Origin of the sequence: Escherichia sp. KTE96 (assembly GCF_000408525.1) — a bacterium.
Lineage (GTDB): Bacteria > Pseudomonadota > Gammaproteobacteria > Enterobacterales > Enterobacteriaceae > Escherichia > Escherichia marmotae.
On record NZ_KE137149.1, the window covers coordinates 1628245 to 1647891 of the forward strand.

Consider the following 19647-nt stretch of genomic DNA (forward strand, 5'->3'; position numbering starts at 1 on the left):
ACACTTATGACCGCGACTGCACAGCAGCTTGAGTATCTCAAAAATAGCATCAAAAGCATTCAGGACTACCCAAAACCCGGCATTCTGTTCCGTGATGTCACCAGCTTACTGGAAGACCCGAAAGCTTACGCTCTCAGCATCGACCTGCTGGTTGAGCGTTACAAAAATGCGGGTATTACCAAAGTTGTGGGCACCGAAGCACGTGGCTTCTTGTTTGGTGCTCCGGTAGCATTGGGCCTGGGCGTAGGTTTTGTACCGGTACGTAAACCGGGCAAATTGCCGCGCGAAACCATCAGTGAAACTTACGAACTGGAATATGGCACCGATAAACTGGAAATCCATGTTGATGCCATTAAACCAGGCGACAAAGTGTTGGTCGTAGACGATTTGCTGGCAACTGGCGGCACCATTGAGGCGACCGTGAAGCTGATCCGTCGTCTGGGTGGCGAAGTCACCGACGCTGCGTTCATCATTAATCTGTTCGATCTCGGCGGTGAACAGCGTCTCGAAAATCAAGGCATCACCTGTTATAGCCTTGTCCCGTTCCCGGGCCACTAATTTTTGCCAGCCCGCGTCGTGGGCAGTACAAGATGTACATTCAGCCTCGCCGTTCTGACGGGGCTGTGTTAGCATTACCCCTTCGTGAATCCACCTTCCAGCGTTTCAGAGCCTGCCAATGAGTTATCAGGTCTTAGCCCGAAAATGGCGCCCACAAACCTTTGCTGACGTCGTCGGCCAGGAACATGTGCTGACCGCACTGGCGAACGGCTTGTCGTTAGGGCGTATTCATCATGCTTATCTTTTTTCCGGCACCCGTGGCGTCGGAAAAACCTCTATCGCCCGACTGCTGGCGAAGGGGCTAAACTGCGAAACCGGCATTACCGCAACGCCGTGCGGCGTATGCGATAACTGCCGTGAAATCGAGCAGGGGCGCTTTGTCGATCTGATTGAGATCGATGCCGCCTCGCGCACCAAAGTCGAAGATACCCGCGACCTGCTGGATAACGTCCAGTACGCGCCAGCGCGTGGTCGTTTTAAAGTTTATCTGATCGACGAAGTGCATATGCTGTCGCGCCACAGCTTTAACGCACTGCTAAAAACCCTTGAAGAGCCACCGGAGCACGTCAAGTTCCTGCTGGCAACGACCGATCCGCAGAAATTGCCGGTGACGATTTTGTCACGCTGTCTGCAATTTCATCTCAAGGCGCTGGATGTCGAGCAAATTCGCCATCAGCTTGAGCACATCCTCAACGAAGAACATATCGCTCACGAGCCGCGGGCGTTGCAATTGCTGGCGCGCGCCGCTGAAGGCAGCTTGCGAGATGCCTTAAGTCTGACCGACCAGGCGATTGCCAGCGGTGACGGTCAGGTTTCAACCCAGGCGGTCAGTGCGATGCTGGGTACGCTTGACGACGATCAGGCACTGTCGTTGGTTGAAGCGATGGTTGGGGCCAACGGCGAGCGTGTAATGACGCTGATTAACGATGCCGCAGCCCGTGGTATCGAGTGGGAAGCGTTGCTGGTGGAAATGCTCGGCCTGCTGCACCGCATTGCGATGGTCCAGCTTTCGCCTGCCGCGCTGGGTAACGACATGGCGGCCATCGAACTGCGGATGCGTGAACTGGCGCGCACCATACCGCCGACGGATATTCAGCTTTACTATCAGACGCTGTTGATTGGTCGCAAAGAATTACCGTATGCGCCGGACCGCCGCATGGGCGTTGAGATGACGTTGCTGCGCGCGCTGGCATTCCATCCGCGTATGCCGCTACCCGAACCGGAAGCGCCGCGCCAGTCCTTTGCGCCCGTCGCGCCAACGGCGGTAATGACGTCATCGCAAGTGCCGCCGCAGCCGCAATCAGCGCCGCAGCAGGCACCGACCGTACCGCTCTCAGAAACCACCAGCCAGGTGCTGGCGGCGCGTCAGCAACTGCAGCGCGCACAGGGAGCGACCAAAGCAAAAAAGAGTGAACCGGCAGCCGCTACCCGCGCGCGGCCGGTGAATAACGCTGCGCTGGAAAGACTGGCTTCGGTCACCGATCGCGTTCAGGCGCGTCCGGTGCCATCGGCGCTGGAAAAAGCGCCAGTCAAAAAAGAAGCGTATCGCTGGAAGGCTACCACCCCGGTGATGCAGCAAAAAGAAGTGGTCGCCACACCGAAGGCGCTGAAAAAGGCGCTGGAGCATGAAAAAACGCCGGAACTGGCGGCAAAGCTGGCGGCAGAAGCCATTGAACGCGATCCGTGGGCCGCTCAGGTGAGCCAACTTTCGCTACCAAAACTGGTCGAACAGGTGGCATTAAATGCCTGGAAAGAGGAGAACGGCAACGCGGTATGTCTGCATTTGCGTTCCTCCCAGCGGCATCTGAATAACAACGGTGCACAGCAAAAACTGGCTGAAGCGTTGAGCACATTAAAGGGTTCAACGGTTGAACTGACTATCGTTGAAGATGATAATCCCGCGGTGCGCACGCCGCTGGAGTGGCGTCAGGCGATATACGAAGAAAAACTTGCGCAGGCGCGCGAGTCCATTATTGCGGATAATAATATTCAGACCCTGCGTCGATTCTTCGATGCGGAGCTGGATGAAGAAAGTATCCGCCCCATTTGATCGTAAGCACAGCTTATGATCGTCATCCTTAACGTGATTGAGAGAGAAACCTATGTTTGGTAAAGGCGGTCTGGGCAACCTGATGAAGCAGGCCCAGCAGATGCAAGAAAAAATGCAGCAGATGCAGGAAGAAATCGCGAAGCTGGAAGTGACCGGTGAATCCGGCGCAGGTCTGGTGAAAGTGACCATCAACGGCGCGCACAACTGCCGTCGTGTTGAGATCGATCCAAGCTTGCTGGAAGATGACAAAGAGATGTTGGAAGATCTGGTAGCTGCGGCATTCAACGACGCAGCACGTCGCATCGAAGAAACTCAGAAAGAAAAAATGGCCTCTGTTTCCTCCGGAATGCAGTTGCCACCAGGCTTTAAGATGCCGTTCTGATGCAAACCAGCCCGCTGTTAACACAGCTTATGGAAGCACTGCGCTGTCTGCCGGGCGTTGGCCCGAAGTCGGCGCAGCGTATGGCGTTCACGCTGCTTCAGCGCGATCGTAGCGGCGGGATGCGTCTGGCGCAGGCGCTCACCCGGGCGATGTCGGAAATCGGTCACTGCGCCGATTGTCGCACCTTTACCGAACAGGACGTGTGTAACATCTGTTCAAATCCGCGTCGTCAGGAAAATGGCCAAATCTGCGTGGTGGAGAGTCCGGCGGACATCTACGCCATTGAGCAGACCGGGCAGTTTTCAGGCCGCTATTTTGTGTTGATGGGGCACTTGTCACCGCTGGATGGCATTGGCCCGGACGATATCGGTCTCGATCGCCTGGAACAGCGTCTGGCAGAGGAAAAAATCACTGAAGTGATCCTCGCAACTAACCCGACGGTCGAAGGTGAAGCTACTGCTAACTATATTGCCGAGCTTTGCGCGCAATATGACGTTGAAGCCAGTCGAATTGCGCATGGCGTACCGGTTGGCGGCGAACTGGAAATGGTTGATGGCACCACGCTGTCACACTCCCTTGCCGGACGCCATAAGATTCGTTTTTAAGCAAACGAGAGCAGGATCACCTGCTCTCGCTTGAAATTATTCCCCCTTGTCCCCATCTCTCCCTCATCCCGTTTTTAACCTTAAAAATGGCATTATTGAGGTAGACCTACATGAAAGGACAAGAAACTCGTGGTTTTCAGTCAGAAGTGAAGCAGCTTCTGCATCTGATGATCCATTCTCTCTATTCCAATAAAGAAATTTTCCTGCGTGAGCTTATCTCTAACGCCTCCGATGCGGCGGACAAGTTGCGTTTCCGTGCGCTCTCTAATCCGGATCTGTACGAAGGTGATGGCGAACTGCGCGTTCGTGTCTCTTTCGATAAAGACAAGCGCACGCTGACCATCTCTGATAACGGCGTGGGGATGACCCGTGATGAAGTGATCGATCATCTGGGTACTATCGCTAAATCCGGCACCAAATCATTCCTCGAATCGCTGGGTTCCGACCAGGCAAAAGATAGCCAGTTGATCGGCCAGTTTGGTGTTGGTTTCTACTCTGCGTTTATCGTTGCCGATAAAGTGACCGTGCGCACCCGTGCGGCAGGCGAAAAACCAGAAAACGGCGTGTTCTGGGAATCTGCGGGCGAAGGTGAATACACCGTTGCCGACATCACCAAAGAAGATCGCGGTACTGAAATCACCCTGCATCTGCGTGAAGGTGAAGATGAGTTCCTTGATGACTGGCGCGTACGCTCCATTATCAGCAAATACTCTGACCATATCGCGCTGCCGGTAGAGATCGAAAAACGCGAAGAGAAAGACGGCGAAACCGTTATTTCCTGGGAGAAAATCAACAAAGCGCAGGCGCTGTGGACGCGTAACAAGTCGGAAATCACTGACGAAGAGTACAAAGAGTTCTACAAACATATCGCCCACGACTTTAACGATCCGCTGACCTGGAGCCACAACCGCGTCGAAGGTAAGCAGGAGTACACCAGCCTGCTGTACATCCCGTCGCAGGCACCGTGGGATATGTGGAACCGCGATCACAAACATGGCCTGAAACTGTACGTACAACGCGTGTTCATCATGGACGACGCAGAACAGTTTATGCCGAACTATCTGCGCTTCGTGCGTGGTCTGATTGACTCCAGCGATCTGCCGCTGAACGTTTCCCGTGAAATCCTTCAGGACAGCACGGTAACGCGTAACCTGCGCAATGCGCTGACCAAACGCGTTCTGCAAATGCTGGAAAAACTGGCGAAAGACGATGCGGAAAAATACCAGACCTTCTGGCAGCAGTTTGGCCTGGTGCTGAAAGAAGGTCCGGCAGAAGATTTCGCCAACCAGGAAGCGATTGCCAAACTGCTGCGTTTTGCTTCTACCCATACCGACTCTTCTGCGCAGACCGTGTCTCTGGAAGACTATGTTTCCCGCATGAAAGAAGGGCAGGAGAAAATCTACTACATCACCGCAGACAGCTATGCGGCAGCGAAAAGCAGCCCGCATCTGGAATTGCTGCGTAAGAAAGGCATCGAAGTCCTGCTGCTTTCCGACCGCATCGATGAGTGGATGATGAACTATCTGACTGAGTTCGACGGTAAACCGTTCCAGTCTGTGTCTAAAGTTGATGAGTCGCTGGAAAAATTGGCTGACGAAGTCGATGAAAGCACGAAAGAAGCAGAAAAAGCGCTGACGCCGTTTATCGATCGTGTGAAAGCACTGCTGGGCGATCGTGTGAAAGATGTGCGTCTGACTCACCGTCTGACCGATACGCCAGCGATCGTTTCGACCGACGCCGACGAAATGAGCACCCAGATGGCGAAACTGTTCGCCGCGGCGGGTCAGAAAGTGCCGGAGGTGAAATATATCTTCGAACTGAACCCGGATCACGTGCTGGTGAAACGTGCGGCAGATACTGAAGATGACGCGAAGTTCAGCGAATGGGTAGAACTGCTGCTGGATCAGGCGCTGCTGGCAGAACGCGGTACGCTGGAAGATCCGAACCTGTTTATTCGTCGTATGAACCAGCTTCTGGTTTCCTGATGTAATACCGGATGTAACGCGATTGCGTTTCTCCGGCCTGAACGTTGAATACGATGCCGGATGACCTTAACGTCATCCGGCATTTTTTATCACCTTTCCTTAAATTATCCCCCCCTTAACCGTTTCAGCCCAAGGTGCCTTTCTTGAGGCAATCGCCTGTTGGTGGTATCGTTTATCGCTTTTTCAAAAAATTCGACACATTTTAAGGGGATTTTCGCAATGCGTATCATTCTGCTTGGCGCTCCGGGCGCGGGGAAAGGGACTCAGGCTCAGTTCATCATGGAGAAATATGGTATTCCGCAAATCTCCACTGGCGATATGCTGCGTGCCGCGGTCAAATCTGGCTCCGAGCTGGGTAAACAAGCAAAAGACATTATGGACGCTGGCAAACTGGTCACCGACGAACTGGTGATCGCGCTGGTTAAAGAGCGCATTGCTCAGGAAGACTGCCGTAACGGTTTCCTGTTGGACGGCTTCCCGCGTACCATTCCGCAGGCAGATGCGATGAAAGAAGCGGGTATCAATGTTGATTACGTTCTGGAATTTGACGTACCGGACGAACTGATCGTTGATCGTATCGTAGGTCGCCGCGTTCACGCGCCGTCTGGCCGTGTTTATCACGTTAAATTCAATCCGCCGAAAGTAGAAGGCAAAGACGACGTTACCGGTGAAGAGCTGACCACCCGTAAAGACGATCAGGAAGAAACCGTGCGTAAACGTCTGGTTGAATACCATCAGATGACTGCACCGCTGATCGGCTACTACTCCAAAGAAGCAGAAGCGGGCAACACCAAATACGCGAAAGTTGACGGCACCAAACCGGTTGCTGAAGTTCGCGCGGCTCTGGAAAAAATCCTCGGCTAATCTAAGTCACCATTGATTTGCACTCTGCCTGATAAGGCGTTCACGCCGCATCAGGCATGGTACATGTCAGCAGATCTACTTTCGGGCAGGTCTGCTTATCCTCCTCAGGCAATACCTCTCACAGCAATTAGTTCTTATTCCTCACTTTTCCGCTACAATTATCAACAAGTTGAATCGATAAGAGGCGGTAATGCGTCAGACAAAAACCGGTATCCTGCTGGCAAACCTGGGGACACCCGATGCCCCCACTCCTGAAGCGGTAAAACGTTACCTGAAACAATTTTTAAGCGACAAACGCGTAGTTGATACCTCACGGCTGTTGTGGTGGCCATTGTTGCGCGGCGTGATATTACCGCTGCGTTCGCCGCGCGTGGCGAAACTGTACGCTTCTGTCTGGATGGAAGGTGGCTCGCCGCTAATGGTTTACAGCCGTCAGCAACAGCAGGCGCTGGCACAACGCTTACCGGAAATACCGGTGGCACTGGGAATGAGCTATGGTTCGCCATCACTGGAAAGCGCGGTGGATGAACTGCTGGCGGAGCATGTCGATCATATCGTGGTGCTGCCGCTCTACCCGCAATACTCCTGTTCTACGGTCGGCGCGGTATGGGATGAACTGGCGCGCATTCTGGCGCGTAAACGCAGTATTCCGGGCATTTCGTTTATTCGCGATTATGCCGACGACCCCTATTATATTAATGCTTTAGCGAATAGCGTTCGTGCATCATTCGCGCAACATGGCGAGCCGGATCTGCTATTGCTCTCCTATCACGGCATTCCGCAGCGTTATGCGGATGAAGGCGATGACTACCCGCAACGTTGCCGGACAACGACCCGTGAACTGGCTTCAGCACTGGGAATGGCACCGGAAAAAGTGATGATGACCTTTCAGTCACGCTTTGGTCGCGAACCCTGGCTAATGCCTTATACCGATGAAACGCTGAAAATGCTCGGAGAAAAAGGTGTAGGTCATATTCAGGTGATGTGTCCGGGCTTTGCTGCGGATTGTCTGGAGACGCTGGAAGAGATTGCTGAGCAAAACCGTGAAGTCTTCCTCGGTGCGGGCGGTAAAAAATATGAATATATTCCGGCGCTTAATGCTACACCGGAACATATCGAAATGATGGCTAATCTGGTTGCAACCTATTGCTAAAGAATCGAGCGTCGTCGCGTAGAGCATCGTCGGCGGTTTTCATCATCCGTGAATAATGCAAAAAGGCGTGCAGCGTACCGGAGTAGAGTTTGAACTCACAAGGTTGCTGGTGTGCCGCTAACGTCTGGTAAAGCAGGCGACTGTCATCCAGCAGCGGATCAAACTCTGCACCCGCGATAAAGCAGGGCGGCATATCGCGAGTGAGATCATTATTAAACAGGCAGTAATATGGCGACTCGCGGTCTGCTTTGTTACCTAAATAGGCCTCTTCATACATCAGCAAATCCTGTTGCGTTAAACCATCCCAGTCACCGCCCAACAGGCGGCGAGTTACGGAATCTCGTAATCCGTAAAGCCCATACCACAGCAAAACACCAACAACTTTACCGCAATCAATCTGCTTATCTCGTAGCCATAAAGCACTGGCGAGCGCCAGCATCGCGCCCGCGGAATCACCGGCAAAACCTATGCGTGACATATTGATTTGATAATCGCTTGCCTGTCGGTGGAAGTGACAACAGGACGCCACGATTTCCTCTATTGCTTGCGGAAAACGCGCTTCTGGTGAAAGGGTGTAATTGATACCAACCACCGTACACTGAGTGTAGTTCGCCAGCAGCCGCATAATGCGATCGTGGGTATCGAGATTGCCGAGAATAAAACCGCCGCCATGCAGATAAAACAGCGTCGCGGTGCTGTCTGCGTCCGGCGAGTAGAGCCGTGTTTCCACCTGGCCATAAGGCGTAGGGACTGCGTAAGCTCTGGTTGCCATTTCTGGAGCGTCAGCATTCCAGAATCGACGCTCAAGTGTGTAATGCTGCCGTTGCTCAGTAATCGTTCCCGCTGCGGGCCAGGGCGGTAAATCGGGCTGAAGAGTATTAACAACGGCCTTCATTTCAGGAGAAATAAGTTCCAGCACGGATAATTTGTTTTCCGTCTTCATTAAAAAACTCCTTTCAAATAACGCCATTGTAAGGAACCACTGCCATGAAAATGCGATCTCACCTGCTGATATTGAAACTGCCTGCGTCTCGCGCGTTCAGGCATGATTGTGTTAACATTCGCCGCTCAGTTAACCACCCGTAAAAACAACCATGAAATTTCCCGGTAAACGTAAATCCAAACATTACTTCCCTGTAAACGCACGCGATCCGCTGTTGCAGCAAATCCAACCAGAAAACGAAACCAGCGCCGCCTGGGTGGTGGGTATCGACCAGACGCTGGTGGATATTGAAGCGAAAGTGGATGATGAGTTCATTGAGCGTTATGGATTAAGTGCCGGGCATTCACTGGTGATTGAAGATGATGTTGCCGAAGTACTTTATCAGGAACTGAAACAGAACAACCTGATAACCCATCAGTTCGCGGGTGGCACCATTGGTAACACCATGCACAATTACTCCGTGCTGGCGGATGACCGTTCGGTGCTGCTGGGCGTAATGTGCAGCAATATTGAAATTGGCAGCTACGCCTACCGTTACTTGTGTAACACCTCCAGTCGAACCGATCTTAACTATCTGCAAGGGGTGGACGGCCCGATTGGTCGTTGCTTTACGCTGATTGGTGAGTCTGGCGAACGTACCTTTGCTATCAGCCCGGGTCATATGAACCAGCTACGTGCGGAAAGTATTCCGGAAGATGTCATTGCCGGAGCGTCGGCGCTGGTATTAACGTCCTATCTGGTGCGCTGCAAGCCGGGTGAACCGATGCCGGAAGCGACCATGAAAGCTATTGAATATGCCAAAAAATACAACGTGCCGGTGGTGCTGACGCTGGGAACCAAATTTGTTATTGCGGAGAACCCACAGTGGTGGCAGGCGTTCCTCAAAGAACACGTTTCTATTCTGGCGATGAACGAAGAGGAAGCGGAAGCGTTGACCGGAGAGAGCGATCCGCTGCTGGCATCTGATAAGGCACTGGACTGGGTAGATCTGGTGCTGTGCACCGCGGGGCCAATTGGTTTATATATGGCGGGCTTTACTGAAGACGAAGCGAAACGCAAAACCCAGCATCCGCTATTGCCGGGGGCCATACCCGAATTTAACCAGTATGAGTTTAGCCGCGCCATGCGGCACAAAGATTGCCAGAATCCGTTGCGTGTCTATTCGCACATTGCACCATATATGGGCGGGCCGGAAAAAATCATGAACACCAACGGAGCCGGGGATGGGGCGCTGGCAGCGTTGTTGCATGACATTACCGCCAATAGTTATCACCGCACCAACGTGCCAAATTCCAGTAAGCATAAATTCACCTGGTTAACCTATTCGTCGTTAGCGCAGGTGTGTAAATACGCTAACCGCGTCAGTTATCAGGTTTTGAACCAGCATTCACCACGCTTAACACGCGGGCTGCCGGAGCGTGAAGACAGTCTGGAAGAGTCTTACTGGGATCGTTAAACCAGCGAACTGATGACTGTCGGATGCGGCGTAAACGCCTTATCCAACCTACGGAAGATGGCACGCGTAGGCCGGATAAGATGCGTTAGCATCGCATCCGGCAATGATGTCAATATATTACCCCGTCACCACCTCACCAGCCGGTGGCGCTTCCAGCAGTTCCAGCATAGTACGGGCAATTTCGCGTTCACCCATCACCACCTGATTTGCTCCACGTTCGGAGATATACGCCACCTCATCGTCATAATGGGCACGGGCGATAATCTCAATATCCGGGTTTTGGGTGCGAGCAGAGGCCACAATCTCACCGGCTTCGTAACCGTTGGGAATGGTCAGAATCAGCCATTTCGCGCATTTCAGATGCGCCAGGTGCATTATCTCTTCGTTAGCAGCGTTGCCTAATACTGCGCGAACCCCGCGTTCACGCAACTCATCAACACGGGTTCGTGATGTTTCAATCACCACTAACGGAATATCAGACGCGAGCAATTTTTCCCCCAGCAGGCTGCCCACGCGACCATAGCCCACCAGTATCGCGTGGTTGCAAATATCCACCGGGATCTGTTTCTCTTCTTCGATAGCCTCTTCCAGCGTCTGCTCTTCCAGTGTTTCGGTCTTCGCCAGATATTTCTCCAGCAGCGCGAACAGCACCGGGTTGAGCATAATCGACAGGATCGCGCCTGCCAGCACCAGGTTTTGCCCTGCCTGCGGCAGCAGATTCAGCGCCATCCCCAGACCAGCCAGGATAAAGGCGAACTCACCAATCTGCGCCAGGCTGGCGGCAATGGTTAACGCTGTACGCTGGGAGTGACCAAACAGACGAACCAGGAAAAGCGCTGCCACTGATTTACCAAACAGAATAATCGCCAGCGTAGCCAGCACCGCCAGCGGTTGCTGAATCAGGATCAGTGGATCAAACAACATGCCTACAGAGACAAAGAACAGCACCGCAAACGCATCGCGCAACGGCAGCGTATCATGCGCCGCGCGGTGACTAAGTTCGGATTCGTTAAGCACCATTCCGGCAAAGAATGCGCCCAGCGCGAAGGAGACGTCAAACAGTTCTACTGCACCAAAAGCAATGCCTAATGCCAGCGCCAGCACCGATAAGGTAAACAATTCACGCGAACCGGTTGCAGCGCTCCGCGCCATAATCCACGGCACCAGACGGCGGCCCACCAGCATCATAATGGCGATAAATGCGACCACCTTGCCGATGGTGATCCCCATATCAACCGCCAGCGTGGCAAAGCCAACATCGCCTTGTTCCATCATCCCCGCTACCGCCGGCAACAATACCAGCGTAAGAACCATCACCAAATCTTCCACAATCAGCCAGCCAATGGCGATTTGCCCGCGCTGACTGTCTATCAATTGCCGTTCTTCAAGCGCGCGTAGCAGTACCACGGTACTGGCGGTGGAAAGGCACAGGCCGAACACGATGCCGGTCATCAACGACCAGCCGATCACGGCAGAGAGAGCCATGCCCAGCAACGTCGCCACGGCTATCTGGGCAATCGCGCCGGGAATGGCGATCGACTTTACCGCCATTAAATCCTTTAGCGAAAAATGCAGGCCGACGCCGAACATCAGCAGAATAACGCCCAGCTCCGCCAGTTCCGGTGCCAGTTTAGTATCAGCAACAAAACCTGGGGTAAAGGGGCCAGCCAGCACACCCGCTAACAGATATCCCACCAGAGGAGAAATACGCAGTTTATTGGCCAGCATGCCGAGGATAAAGGCAAGCACAAGGCCGCCAACAATTGTGGTGATAAGCGGGGTGGCGTGATGCATTCCGTCTCCTTTTCCTGGTGGTAGTTGTCCATATTTTGGCCGGGAAAACCAAAATTACAGGTAATAGTTTATGACAATTTCATTGATGATGTTTATGAATAATTGTTGAATTTTGCAGAAAAATGGAATTAGCCGCAAAAAAAGCACGGATCGGAAAAGTGATGAGGTGTATGAAGAGGAAAGGCTTATGGCTACTGCAAAATGAAGCAGCCAAAGTTTACCTTTGGCTGCCGGGAATTCAGGATTTATGCCGATTATCAGGTAAGAATATGGTCAACATTCCCAGAAGCGGCAGGAAAGCACAGATTTTATAAACTAACTCGATGCTGGTATGGTCAGCGAGAAGCCCCAGAACCGCTGCGCCAAGGCCTCCCATCCCGAAAGCAAAACCGAAAAAGAGTCCAGAAACCATGCCGATACGCCCCGGAAGTAGCTCCTGGGCGTAGACCAGAATGGCGGAAAACGCCGAGGCGAGGATAAATCCAATAATCACCGTTAAAATACCCGTCCAGTACAGGCTGGCGTAAGGTAAAATCAAGGTAAACGGCGCAACGCCGAGGATAGAACCCCAAATTACATATTTTCTACCAATTCTGTCCCCCACAGGCCCGCCAATGACGGTTCCCGCCGCGACGGCAAACAGGAAGGCAAACAGATGAAGTTGGGCATTCTGGATAGATAAACCGAACTTTTGCATCAAATAAAAGGTGTAATAGCTGCTGATGCTCGCCATATAGAAATATTTCGAGAAAATCAGGATTAACAAGATGCTGACTGCCAGTACCACTTTGTCGCGTGGCAGCGGGTTAACAATCACTTCTTTCGGTTTGCTTTTACTCATTTGGTGTTGCGCGGCGTACCAGCGGCTGATTTGCGCCAGTACTACGATAGCCAGCAGTGCTGCCAGTACAAACCATGCGACGTTGCCTTTGCCGTAAGGTGCGATGATCACCGCCGCCAGCAATGGCCCCAACGAACTACCAAAGTTACCGCCTACCTGGAAGATAGATTGTGCCAGGCCATGACGCCCCCCAGACGCCATACGCGCCACGCGGGAAGATTCCGGGTGAAAGACCGATGAACCTGTACCGACAAGCGCCGCCGCCAGCAGAACCGCACCAAAACTGTCCGCCAGCGCCAGAAGCACCAGGCCGCTCAGGGTAAAGCACATGCCAATCGGCAGCGACCACGGCATCGGGTATTTATCGGTCCAGTAGCCGACCACCGGTTGCAGCAGGGAGGAAGCGAGCTGGAACGTCAGGGTAATCATGCCAATCTGCATAAATGTCAGAGAAAATTCAGACTGAAGCAGAGGATAAATCGCCAGAATTAGCGATTGGATCATGTCGTTCAGCAGATGCGAGAGGCTGATTGCGCCTAAAATACCAAACGATGTGCGTGCCTTAGTGGTTGACGCAGCCGCGCCCGCCACAGGCTGGGTTTGTTCACTCATTGCCATAGGAAAGTCACTTTTTCAGGGTTGCGATGTAAAGAATTATCTTATTTGTGATTATTACCTGACTAACATACCTGCATGCGCTGTCTTAAGGAAGTCTCAATGCTTAATACAGAATTTCCATTTTTGTATGTAGATTTACCATCACCACACACAGATTTGTCTATTATGTCGCGTCATACTAATTTTCAACACGTTGATATCTGGTCAGGGAGAGAGAAATATGAAGTTTTTGCAGCGGGGTGTGGCATTAGCATTATTAGCCGCATTTACACTGGCGAGTGAAACCGCCCAGGCTTATGAGCAGGATAAAACCTACAAAATTACGGTGCTTCATACCAACGATCACCACGGTCATTTCTGGCGTAATGAATATGGCGAATATGGTCTGGCGGCGCAAAAAACGCTGGTGGATGGTATCCGCAAAGAAGTCGCTGCTGAAGGTGGTAGCGTGCTGTTACTTTCTGGTGGCGACATTAACACCGGTGTACCGGAATCCGACTTACAGGATGCTGAACCTGATTTTCGCGGCATGAATCTGGTTGGTTATGACGCGATGGCGATCGGTAATCATGAATTTGATAACCCGCTCGCCGTATTACGTCAGCAGGAAAAGTGGGCTAAGTTCCCGTTGCTGTCCGCCAATATCTATCAAAAAAGTACCGGCGAGCGCCTGTTTAAACCCTGGGCGTTGTTTAAGCGTCAGGATCTGAAAATCGCGGTTATTGGTCTGACGACCGATGACACGGCGAAAATTGGTAACCCGGAATATTTCACTGATATTGAGTTTCGTAAACCTGCCGACGAAGCGAAGCTGGTGATTCAGGAACTGCAACAGACAGAGAAGCCGGACATTATTATCGCCGCCACGCATATGGGGCATTACGACAATGGTGAGCACGGTTCAAATGCTCCGGGCGATGTAGAGATGGCGCGCAGCCTGCCTGCCGGATCGCTGGCGATGATCGTCGGTGGTCACTCGCAAGATCCGGTCTGTATGGCGGCGGAAAATAAAAAACAGGTCGATTATGTTCCTGGTACGCCTTGTAAACCGGATCAACAAAACGGCATCTGGATTGTGCAGGCGCATGAGTGGGGGAAATACGTGGGGCGGGCTGATTTTGAGTTCCGCAATGGCGAAATGAAAATGGTCAACTACCAGTTGATTCCGGTGAATCTGAAGAAGAAAGTGACCTGGGAAGACGGGAAAAGTGAACGTGTGCTTTACACCCCGGAAATCGCTGAGAACCAGCAAATGATCTCGCTGTTATCGCCGTTCCAGAACAAAGGCAAAGCGCAACTGGAAGTGAAAATTGGCGAAACCAATGGTCGCCTGGAAGGTGACCGCAGCAAAGTCCGTTTTGTGCAGACCAATATGGGACGATTAATTCTGGCGGCACAAATGGATCGCACAGGCGCTGACTTCGCGGTGATGAGCGGCGGCGGGGTTCGCGACTCCATTGAGGCTGGTAATATCAGCTACAAAAACGTGCTGAAAGTGCAGCCGTTCGGCAATGTGGTGGTGTATGTGGATATGACGGGTAAAGAGGTGATTGATTACCTGACCGCCGTCGCGCAAATGAAGCCGGATTCCGGTGCCTATCCGCAATTTGCCAACGTCAGCTTTGTGGCGAAAGACGGCAAACTGAACGACCTGAAAATCAAAGGCGAAGCAGTCGATCCGGCGAAAACTTACCGCATGGCGACATTAAACTTCAATGCCACCGGTGGTGATGGTTATCCGCGCCTTGATAACAAACCGGGTTATGTGAATACCGGCTTTATTGATGCTGAAGTGCTGAAAGGCTATATCCAGAAAAACTCGCCGCTGGATGCGAGCGCATATGAGCCGAAAGGTGAGGTAAGCTGGCAGTAATCTGAAAGTGCCGGATGTGCGCATCCGGCACAATGCTTAATCGCGGCGAGCAATATCGGCAAATTTCGCATCGAGGATCTTCGCCAGATCGCCTGCTGCCAGTTCGATATCTAACCCGCGTTTACCACCAGAAACATAAATGGTGGCAAATTCTTGCGCGGGGGCGTCGATGATCGTCGGCAGACGTTTTTTCTGCCCCAGTGGGCTAATTCCCCCAACCAGATACCCCGTGGTGCGTTGTGCCACCATCGGATCGGCCATCTCCACTTTCTTGGCACCCAGCGCCTTTGCCACCTTTTTAAGATCCAGTTGACCTGCGACTGGCGTAACGGCTACCGCCAGATGTTTCATATCGCCGTTCACCGCGACAAGCAGCGTTTTGTAGACCTGATCCGCATTTAAACCTAATTTTTTGACCACTTCATCGCCAAAATTAGTTTCAGCCGGATCGTGATCGTAGGTATGAATCTGGAAAGAAATCTTGTTTTTTTCGAGTAATTTAACTGCGGGTGTCATCGTAATTTTCCTGCCTCAAACAAAAAACGGAGAAAGCATACGCCTGATGGCGGCCCAAAAAAAAGAGTCATCTTGCCTAAGAGTATTGGCAGGATGGTGAGATTGAGCGACAATCGACTTACACCGTCGCTTAAAGTGACGGCATAATAATAAAAATATGAAATTCCTCTTTGACGGGCCAATAGCGATATTGGCCATTTTTTTAGCGCAGCATCTGCGGCAAATTCCCTTCTCCATATAAGTGCAGTGCGCCAACCGCGACCACATAGCGCCCCGGCGGCATAGCGCGTAATTTATCCCGCCAGGCAAGATTGCGCTGGTGCATCAGCACATCGTACAGCGACTGACTGAATGTATTGGGCAGCGTTATTTCATTATCTTGCGGTGGCGCATTCAGCCACCAGCTCATCATTTGTTGCAACAACCGGGCGTTGGTATGCCAGTGGGTCAGAGTATCGTCCAGCAGTGCCAGTCCGTTGTCGGGAAGCTGGAGCAACATGGCAATCTGATTTTCTGCCCCTTCCAGTTCAATCACGGGCTTATGTTGTTGCTTCGCTACCTGCAATAACTGGTAATCGATACCATATTCTGCCCGCAGCCCCAGTTTTTGCGCCTGTGTCGCCTGAAGAACCATCGCAATTTGCCACAGCGGTTGAGTAGAAAACAGCGAGGGAGAAATGCCCATCTCCTGGCTAATGTGTTGCAGGTTTTGCATCTGTTCTTCGCTGATACGCTCTTCCAGCGCCTCGCAGGAAGGGAGATTGGCAAATGGGGTATCGCTGGTGGAAACATCCGCCTCGACGATAAGCGCATCGGCTTGTTTGAGTTTTTTGAGCAGCCGGGCGGGCAGGGGAGCCATATCGTGGCTACCCATATGAATACTGCCAATGAGATGAAAATGACGATTACCGGAAAGAGAGATATCGATAGCAGGCCAGGTGTAATGATTACCGCGCAGCGCAGCCCAAAGTGTTTTTACCCGGTACAACAGATCCATACGACCTCCCTTTGTGAAATATCATGCTAGCGCGCGGGGAGGAATGGCGCAAATGGAGTTGATTGTTGCACTTGTGCACAGTGCTTTGTCCAGTAAACCGGATAAGGCGTTCACGCCGCATCCGGCACCTGAGCACTATTGCCTGATGCGACGCTGTCGAGTCTTATCAGGCCTACAGACTTGTGCCCGAACCGTAGGCCGGATAAGGCGTTCACGCCGCATCCGGCAGTCGTGCGTTAATGCCAAATGCGCCGCCCTGAAGCAGCGCATCCGGCAATGACGTACTTACTCTTTCGGTTTAAACCGCAGCAACCGGTTGGCGTTGCTCACCACGGTAATCGACGAGAGTGCCATGGCTGCCCCGGCAACCACCGGGTTAAGCAAGGTTCCGGTGAACGGCCATAAAATACCGGCGGCGACGGGGATCCCAATGCTGTTATAGATAAACGCGCCAAGCAGATTCTGCTTCATATTACGCAGCGTTGCGCGGGAGATGGCGAGCGCATCGGCAACGCCCATCAGACTATGGCGCATCAGAGTAATCGCTGCGGTTTCAATCGCAACATCACTCCCACCGCCCATTGCAATACCGACATCCGCCTGGGCCAGTGCTGGCGCGTCGTTAATACCGTCACCCACCATTGCGACCTGACGCCCCTCGCTTTGCAGACGTTTAATCGCTTCGGCTTTACCATCCGGCAATACACCCGCAATCACTTCATCAATCCCCGCTTCTTTGGCGATCGCATTGGCGGTCGTTGGGTTATCCCCGGTCAACATCACCAGACGATATCCCGCTTTATGCAGCCGTTGCAGCGCCGCCACGCTATCACTACGTAATGGATCGCGTACTGCCAGCAGGGCTACCGCTTTACCGTCAACCGCCAGCAGCACTGGCGTTGATCCTTGCGATGCCTGGGCGGTAATCTCCGCTTCGATAGCTTTCGTATCTACTTGCTGATCATTTAACAGCGCCTGATTCCCCAACAGCAGCGCATGGCCTTCTGCTTCACCGCTCACGCCCAGCCCGCGCAATGTGCGGAAGCCGTTGACTTGTGGCAGTTGCATATCGCCTGCTTTATCGAGGATTGCCCGCGCCAGTGGGTGGCTGGAACCTTGTTCCAGTGCCGCCGCCAGACGCAGCGCCTGCGCTTCGTCAACATCAGCAAAGGTTTTCACAGTGACAACCTGCGGCTTCCCTTCGGTCAGCGTCCCGGTTTTATCGAAAACTACGGTATCCAGCGTACTGGCACGTTGCAGTGCGTCGGCGTCACGCACCAGCACACCGAACTCTGCTGCGCGGCCGACACCAGAAATAATCGACATCGGCGTTGCCAGCCCCAGCGCACACGGGCAGGCGATAATCAGCACCGTGGTGGCAATCACCAGGGTATAAACAATTTGCGGTGCCGGACCAAAGAAATACCAGATTGCCGCACTGATCAGCGCAATCACCACCACTACCGGCACAAACACGGCAGAGATTTTATCCGCCAGTTGGCCGATTTCCGGCTTACTGCTCTGGGCCTGGCGCACCATGCGAATAATCCGCGACAAGGTAGTATGGCTGCCAACCGCACTGGCGCGAAACAGCACGCTGCCGTCCTGCACCACCGTCCCGGCATGGACACTATCGCCTTCGCCTTTTTGCTGCGGAATAGGTTCACCCGTCAACATTGCTTCATCCAGCCACGCTTCGCCCTGGGTAATCTCACCATCTACCGGCACACGATCACCGGTCGTCAGGCGCAGCAACATACCTGGCTGCACTTCAGCCAGCGGCACACTTTTTTCACCATCTTCGGTGACCAGTCGTGCCGTGGGCGGGGTTAAATCGAGTAATTTCTCCAGCGCTTTAGAAGAGCGCTGACGTGCGCGCGCTTCCAGCATATGGCCTAGATTAATCAGACCGATAATCATCGCGCTGGCTTCGTAATAAAGATGTCGCGCTTCCATCGGGAACCACTGCGGCCACAGGTTGACGCTCATCGAATAGAGCCACGCCACGCCTGTACCCAGCGCTACCAGCGTATCCATCGTCGCCGCGCCGTTCAGCAGGCTTTTCCATGCGCTGCGGTAAAAATGCCCACCCGCGAAAACCATCACCGCCAGCGTAATCAGGCCGATAACCAACCACAGGTTGCGGTTGTCGGCAGTGACCATCATGTTCTCGCCAATCATCCCCCAGACCATCACCGGGATACCCACCGCCAGGGCGACAATCGCCTGCCAGCGGAAGCGTTTCATAGTCGCGACGGCGGTTTCCTGCTGGCGCTCGCGGCGTTTAGCATCATCTTCAATCGCCTCTGCGCCGTAGCCCGCTTTTTCCACCGCCTGCACTAAATCTTGTGGGGAGGCACTGCCCATCACCAGCGCAGTGCGCTCCGCCAGGTTTACCCGTGCCTGGGTGACGCCCGGTACGCTTTGCAGCGCGTTCTGCACCCGGGTGACACAACTGGCGCAGCTCATGCCGCTCAGCAGCAACTGCTGACTATCGTCTTCGGCGGTCGCTGCCGGAAGCTCATCAGGAACCGCTGTCAGTGCTTCCGACGGGATTGATGACTCCGCCAGCGGTTTAGCCTTTGGGTGGCTTACTGATGCGTCATAACCCGCTTGCTTGATAGTTTCGATAAGCTGTTCTGCGCTGGCAGTACCGGTAACGTGCGCTTCAGTGATAGACACGTCCGCCTGCTCAACGTCCGGGCGCTGCTCAAGACTCTCTTTTACGCGTTTAACGCAGTGACCGCAGGACAAGCCGTCCAGGGTCAGGTCGATTGTTTGAGACATAATTCACTCCTTTAAGACAGTGTTGACTGACTGAGATAAAGGGTAAACCTTCCAGCAAGGGGAAGGTCAAGAAATTAATTAATCACCAGGATAAAAGTCAGTGAAGATTAAAAAATTGGCTCAATTTCCATCAGAATCAGACAATTATCTCTTTGTTTTCCTGTAGTTAATTTGCGGGTGCTAAGTTAAATCAGGATGCCTGAAAATTGGCATCGGGGTGAGGAA

General features: G+C 52.9%; 15 protein-coding genes and 1 other annotated feature. Of the genes, 9 read left to right on the top strand and 6 right to left on the bottom strand.

Annotation, left to right across the window (positions count from 1 at the left end; all coding sequences use genetic code 11):
* Positions 1–6 precede the first annotated feature (6 nt).
* The 7 genes from apt (at position 7) to hemH (ending at position 7597) form a co-directional block, all read left to right on the top strand.
* Entirely contained in the window at positions 7–558 is a 552-nt protein-coding gene (apt, locus tag A1WG_RS06820; RefSeq protein WP_001515901.1) for an adenine phosphoribosyltransferase, read from the top strand.
* Between the two features lie 118 nt (positions 559–676).
* Complete coding sequence (dnaX, locus tag A1WG_RS06815) at positions 677–2608, top strand: DNA polymerase III subunit gamma/tau (protein WP_001515902.1); 1932 nt, start codon at positions 677–679, stop codon at positions 2606–2608.
* Positions 1941–2005: a sequence feature (DnaX frameshifting element), on the top strand. (Overlaps the previous gene by 65 nt.)
* Positions 2609–2660: 52 nt before the next feature.
* A complete protein-coding gene (locus A1WG_RS06810) occupies positions 2661–2990 on the top strand; it encodes a YbaB/EbfC family nucleoid-associated protein (RefSeq protein ID WP_001515903.1) in 330 nt (109 codons plus the stop codon).
* The gene (gene recR / locus A1WG_RS06805) at positions 2990–3595 is read left to right on the top strand and encodes a recombination mediator RecR (RefSeq protein WP_001195021.1); all 606 of its coding nucleotides are present in this window, start codon (positions 2990–2992) and stop codon (positions 3593–3595) included. Before A1WG_RS06810 ends, recR begins: the two co-directional genes overlap by 1 nt.
* Before the next feature lie 110 nt (positions 3596–3705).
* Positions 3706–5580: a molecular chaperone HtpG gene (gene htpG / locus A1WG_RS06800; RefSeq protein ID WP_000678206.1), complete on the top strand. Its 1875-nt coding sequence runs from the start codon at positions 3706–3708 to the stop codon at positions 5578–5580.
* A 219-nt stretch (positions 5581–5799) separates the two neighbouring features.
* A complete protein-coding gene (adk, locus tag A1WG_RS06795) occupies positions 5800–6444 on the top strand; it encodes an adenylate kinase (RefSeq protein WP_001313630.1) in 645 nt (214 codons plus the stop codon).
* Positions 6445–6634: 190 nt separating this feature from the next.
* A complete protein-coding gene (hemH, locus tag A1WG_RS06790; RefSeq protein WP_001250069.1) occupies positions 6635–7597 on the top strand; it encodes a ferrochelatase in 963 nt (320 codons plus the stop codon).
* Here the strand turns inward: hemH and aes are convergent.
* The gene (gene aes, locus A1WG_RS06785) at positions 7572–8540 is read right to left on the bottom strand and encodes an acetyl esterase (RefSeq protein WP_001515904.1); all 969 of its coding nucleotides are present in this window, start codon (positions 8538–8540) and stop codon (positions 7572–7574) included. The genes hemH and aes overlap by 26 nt on opposite strands.
* A 151-nt stretch (positions 8541–8691) precedes the next feature.
* Here aes and gsk point away from each other — a divergent pair, with 151 nt between their 5' ends.
* The gene (gene gsk / locus A1WG_RS06780; protein WP_000671588.1) at positions 8692–9996 is read left to right on the top strand and encodes an inosine/guanosine kinase; all 1305 of its coding nucleotides are present in this window, start codon (positions 8692–8694) and stop codon (positions 9994–9996) included.
* Between the two features lie 117 nt (positions 9997–10113).
* Here the strand turns inward: gsk and ybaL are convergent, their stop codons facing one another.
* The gene (ybaL, locus tag A1WG_RS06775) at positions 10114–11790 is read right to left on the bottom strand and encodes a YbaL family putative K(+) efflux transporter (RefSeq protein ID WP_000546244.1); all 1677 of its coding nucleotides are present in this window, start codon (positions 11788–11790) and stop codon (positions 10114–10116) included.
* A gap of 238 nt (positions 11791–12028) precedes the next feature.
* The gene (gene fsr / locus A1WG_RS06770) at positions 12029–13249 is read right to left on the bottom strand and encodes a fosmidomycin MFS transporter (protein ID WP_001251628.1); all 1221 of its coding nucleotides are present in this window, start codon (positions 13247–13249) and stop codon (positions 12029–12031) included.
* Between the two features lie 220 nt (positions 13250–13469).
* On the opposite strand from fsr, the gene ushA reads away from it, so the two are divergent.
* On the top strand, positions 13470–15122 hold the full coding sequence (ushA, locus tag A1WG_RS06765) for a bifunctional UDP-sugar hydrolase/5'-nucleotidase (RefSeq protein ID WP_001515906.1): 1653 nt from the start codon (positions 13470–13472) through the stop codon (positions 15120–15122).
* A gap of 36 nt (positions 15123–15158) precedes the next feature.
* Here ushA and ybaK read toward each other — a convergent pair whose 3' ends face one another.
* From ybaK to copA, 3 genes are all read right to left on the bottom strand, one after another.
* Complete coding sequence (ybaK, locus tag A1WG_RS06760; protein ID WP_000186624.1) at positions 15159–15638, bottom strand: Cys-tRNA(Pro)/Cys-tRNA(Cys) deacylase YbaK; 480 nt, start codon at positions 15636–15638, stop codon at positions 15159–15161.
* A 202-nt stretch (positions 15639–15840) separates the two neighbouring features.
* On the bottom strand, positions 15841–16635 hold the full coding sequence (locus A1WG_RS06755; RefSeq protein ID WP_000365166.1) for a TraB/GumN family protein: 795 nt from the start codon (positions 16633–16635) through the stop codon (positions 15841–15843).
* A gap of 285 nt (positions 16636–16920) precedes the next feature.
* Entirely contained in the window at positions 16921–19422 is a 2502-nt protein-coding gene (copA, locus tag A1WG_RS06750; RefSeq protein ID WP_000083928.1) for a copper-exporting P-type ATPase CopA, read from the bottom strand.
* Positions 19423–19647: the final 225 nt, after the last annotated feature.

What these genes read in the sequence shown, in the direction of transcription:
- ybaL (WP_000546244.1), bottom strand. Translation starts at nt 11,790, where the DNA reads ATGCATCACGCCACCCCGCTTATCACCACAATTGTTGGCGGCCTTGTG.
- ushA (WP_001515906.1), top strand. Translation starts at nt 13,470, where the DNA reads ATGAAGTTTTTGCAGCGGGGTGTGGCATTAGCATTATTAGCCGCATTT.
- dnaX (WP_001515902.1), top strand. Translation starts at nt 677, where the DNA reads ATGAGTTATCAGGTCTTAGCCCGAAAATGGCGCCCACAAACCTTTGCT.
- fsr (WP_001251628.1), bottom strand. Translation starts at nt 13,249, where the DNA reads ATGGCAATGAGTGAACAAACCCAGCCTGTGGCGGGCGCGGCTGCGTCA.
- copA (WP_000083928.1), bottom strand. Translation starts at nt 19,422, where the DNA reads ATGTCTCAAACAATCGACCTGACCCTGGACGGCTTGTCCTGCGGTCAC.
- adk (WP_001313630.1), top strand. Translation starts at nt 5,800, where the DNA reads ATGCGTATCATTCTGCTTGGCGCTCCGGGCGCGGGGAAAGGGACTCAG.
- ybaK (WP_000186624.1), bottom strand. Translation starts at nt 15,638, where the DNA reads ATGACACCCGCAGTTAAATTACTCGAAAAAAACAAGATTTCTTTCCAG.
- hemH (WP_001250069.1), top strand. Translation starts at nt 6,635, where the DNA reads ATGCGTCAGACAAAAACCGGTATCCTGCTGGCAAACCTGGGGACACCC.
- htpG (WP_000678206.1), top strand. Translation starts at nt 3,706, where the DNA reads ATGAAAGGACAAGAAACTCGTGGTTTTCAGTCAGAAGTGAAGCAGCTT.
- recR (WP_001195021.1), top strand. Translation starts at nt 2,990, where the DNA reads ATGCAAACCAGCCCGCTGTTAACACAGCTTATGGAAGCACTGCGCTGT.
- aes (WP_001515904.1), bottom strand. Translation starts at nt 8,540, where the DNA reads ATGAAGACGGAAAACAAATTATCCGTGCTGGAACTTATTTCTCCTGAA.
- A1WG_RS06810 (WP_001515903.1), top strand. Translation starts at nt 2,661, where the DNA reads ATGTTTGGTAAAGGCGGTCTGGGCAACCTGATGAAGCAGGCCCAGCAG.
- gsk (WP_000671588.1), top strand. Translation starts at nt 8,692, where the DNA reads ATGAAATTTCCCGGTAAACGTAAATCCAAACATTACTTCCCTGTAAAC.
- apt (WP_001515901.1), top strand. Translation starts at nt 7, where the DNA reads ATGACCGCGACTGCACAGCAGCTTGAGTATCTCAAAAATAGCATCAAA.
- A1WG_RS06755 (WP_000365166.1), bottom strand. Translation starts at nt 16,635, where the DNA reads ATGGATCTGTTGTACCGGGTAAAAACACTTTGGGCTGCGCTGCGCGGT.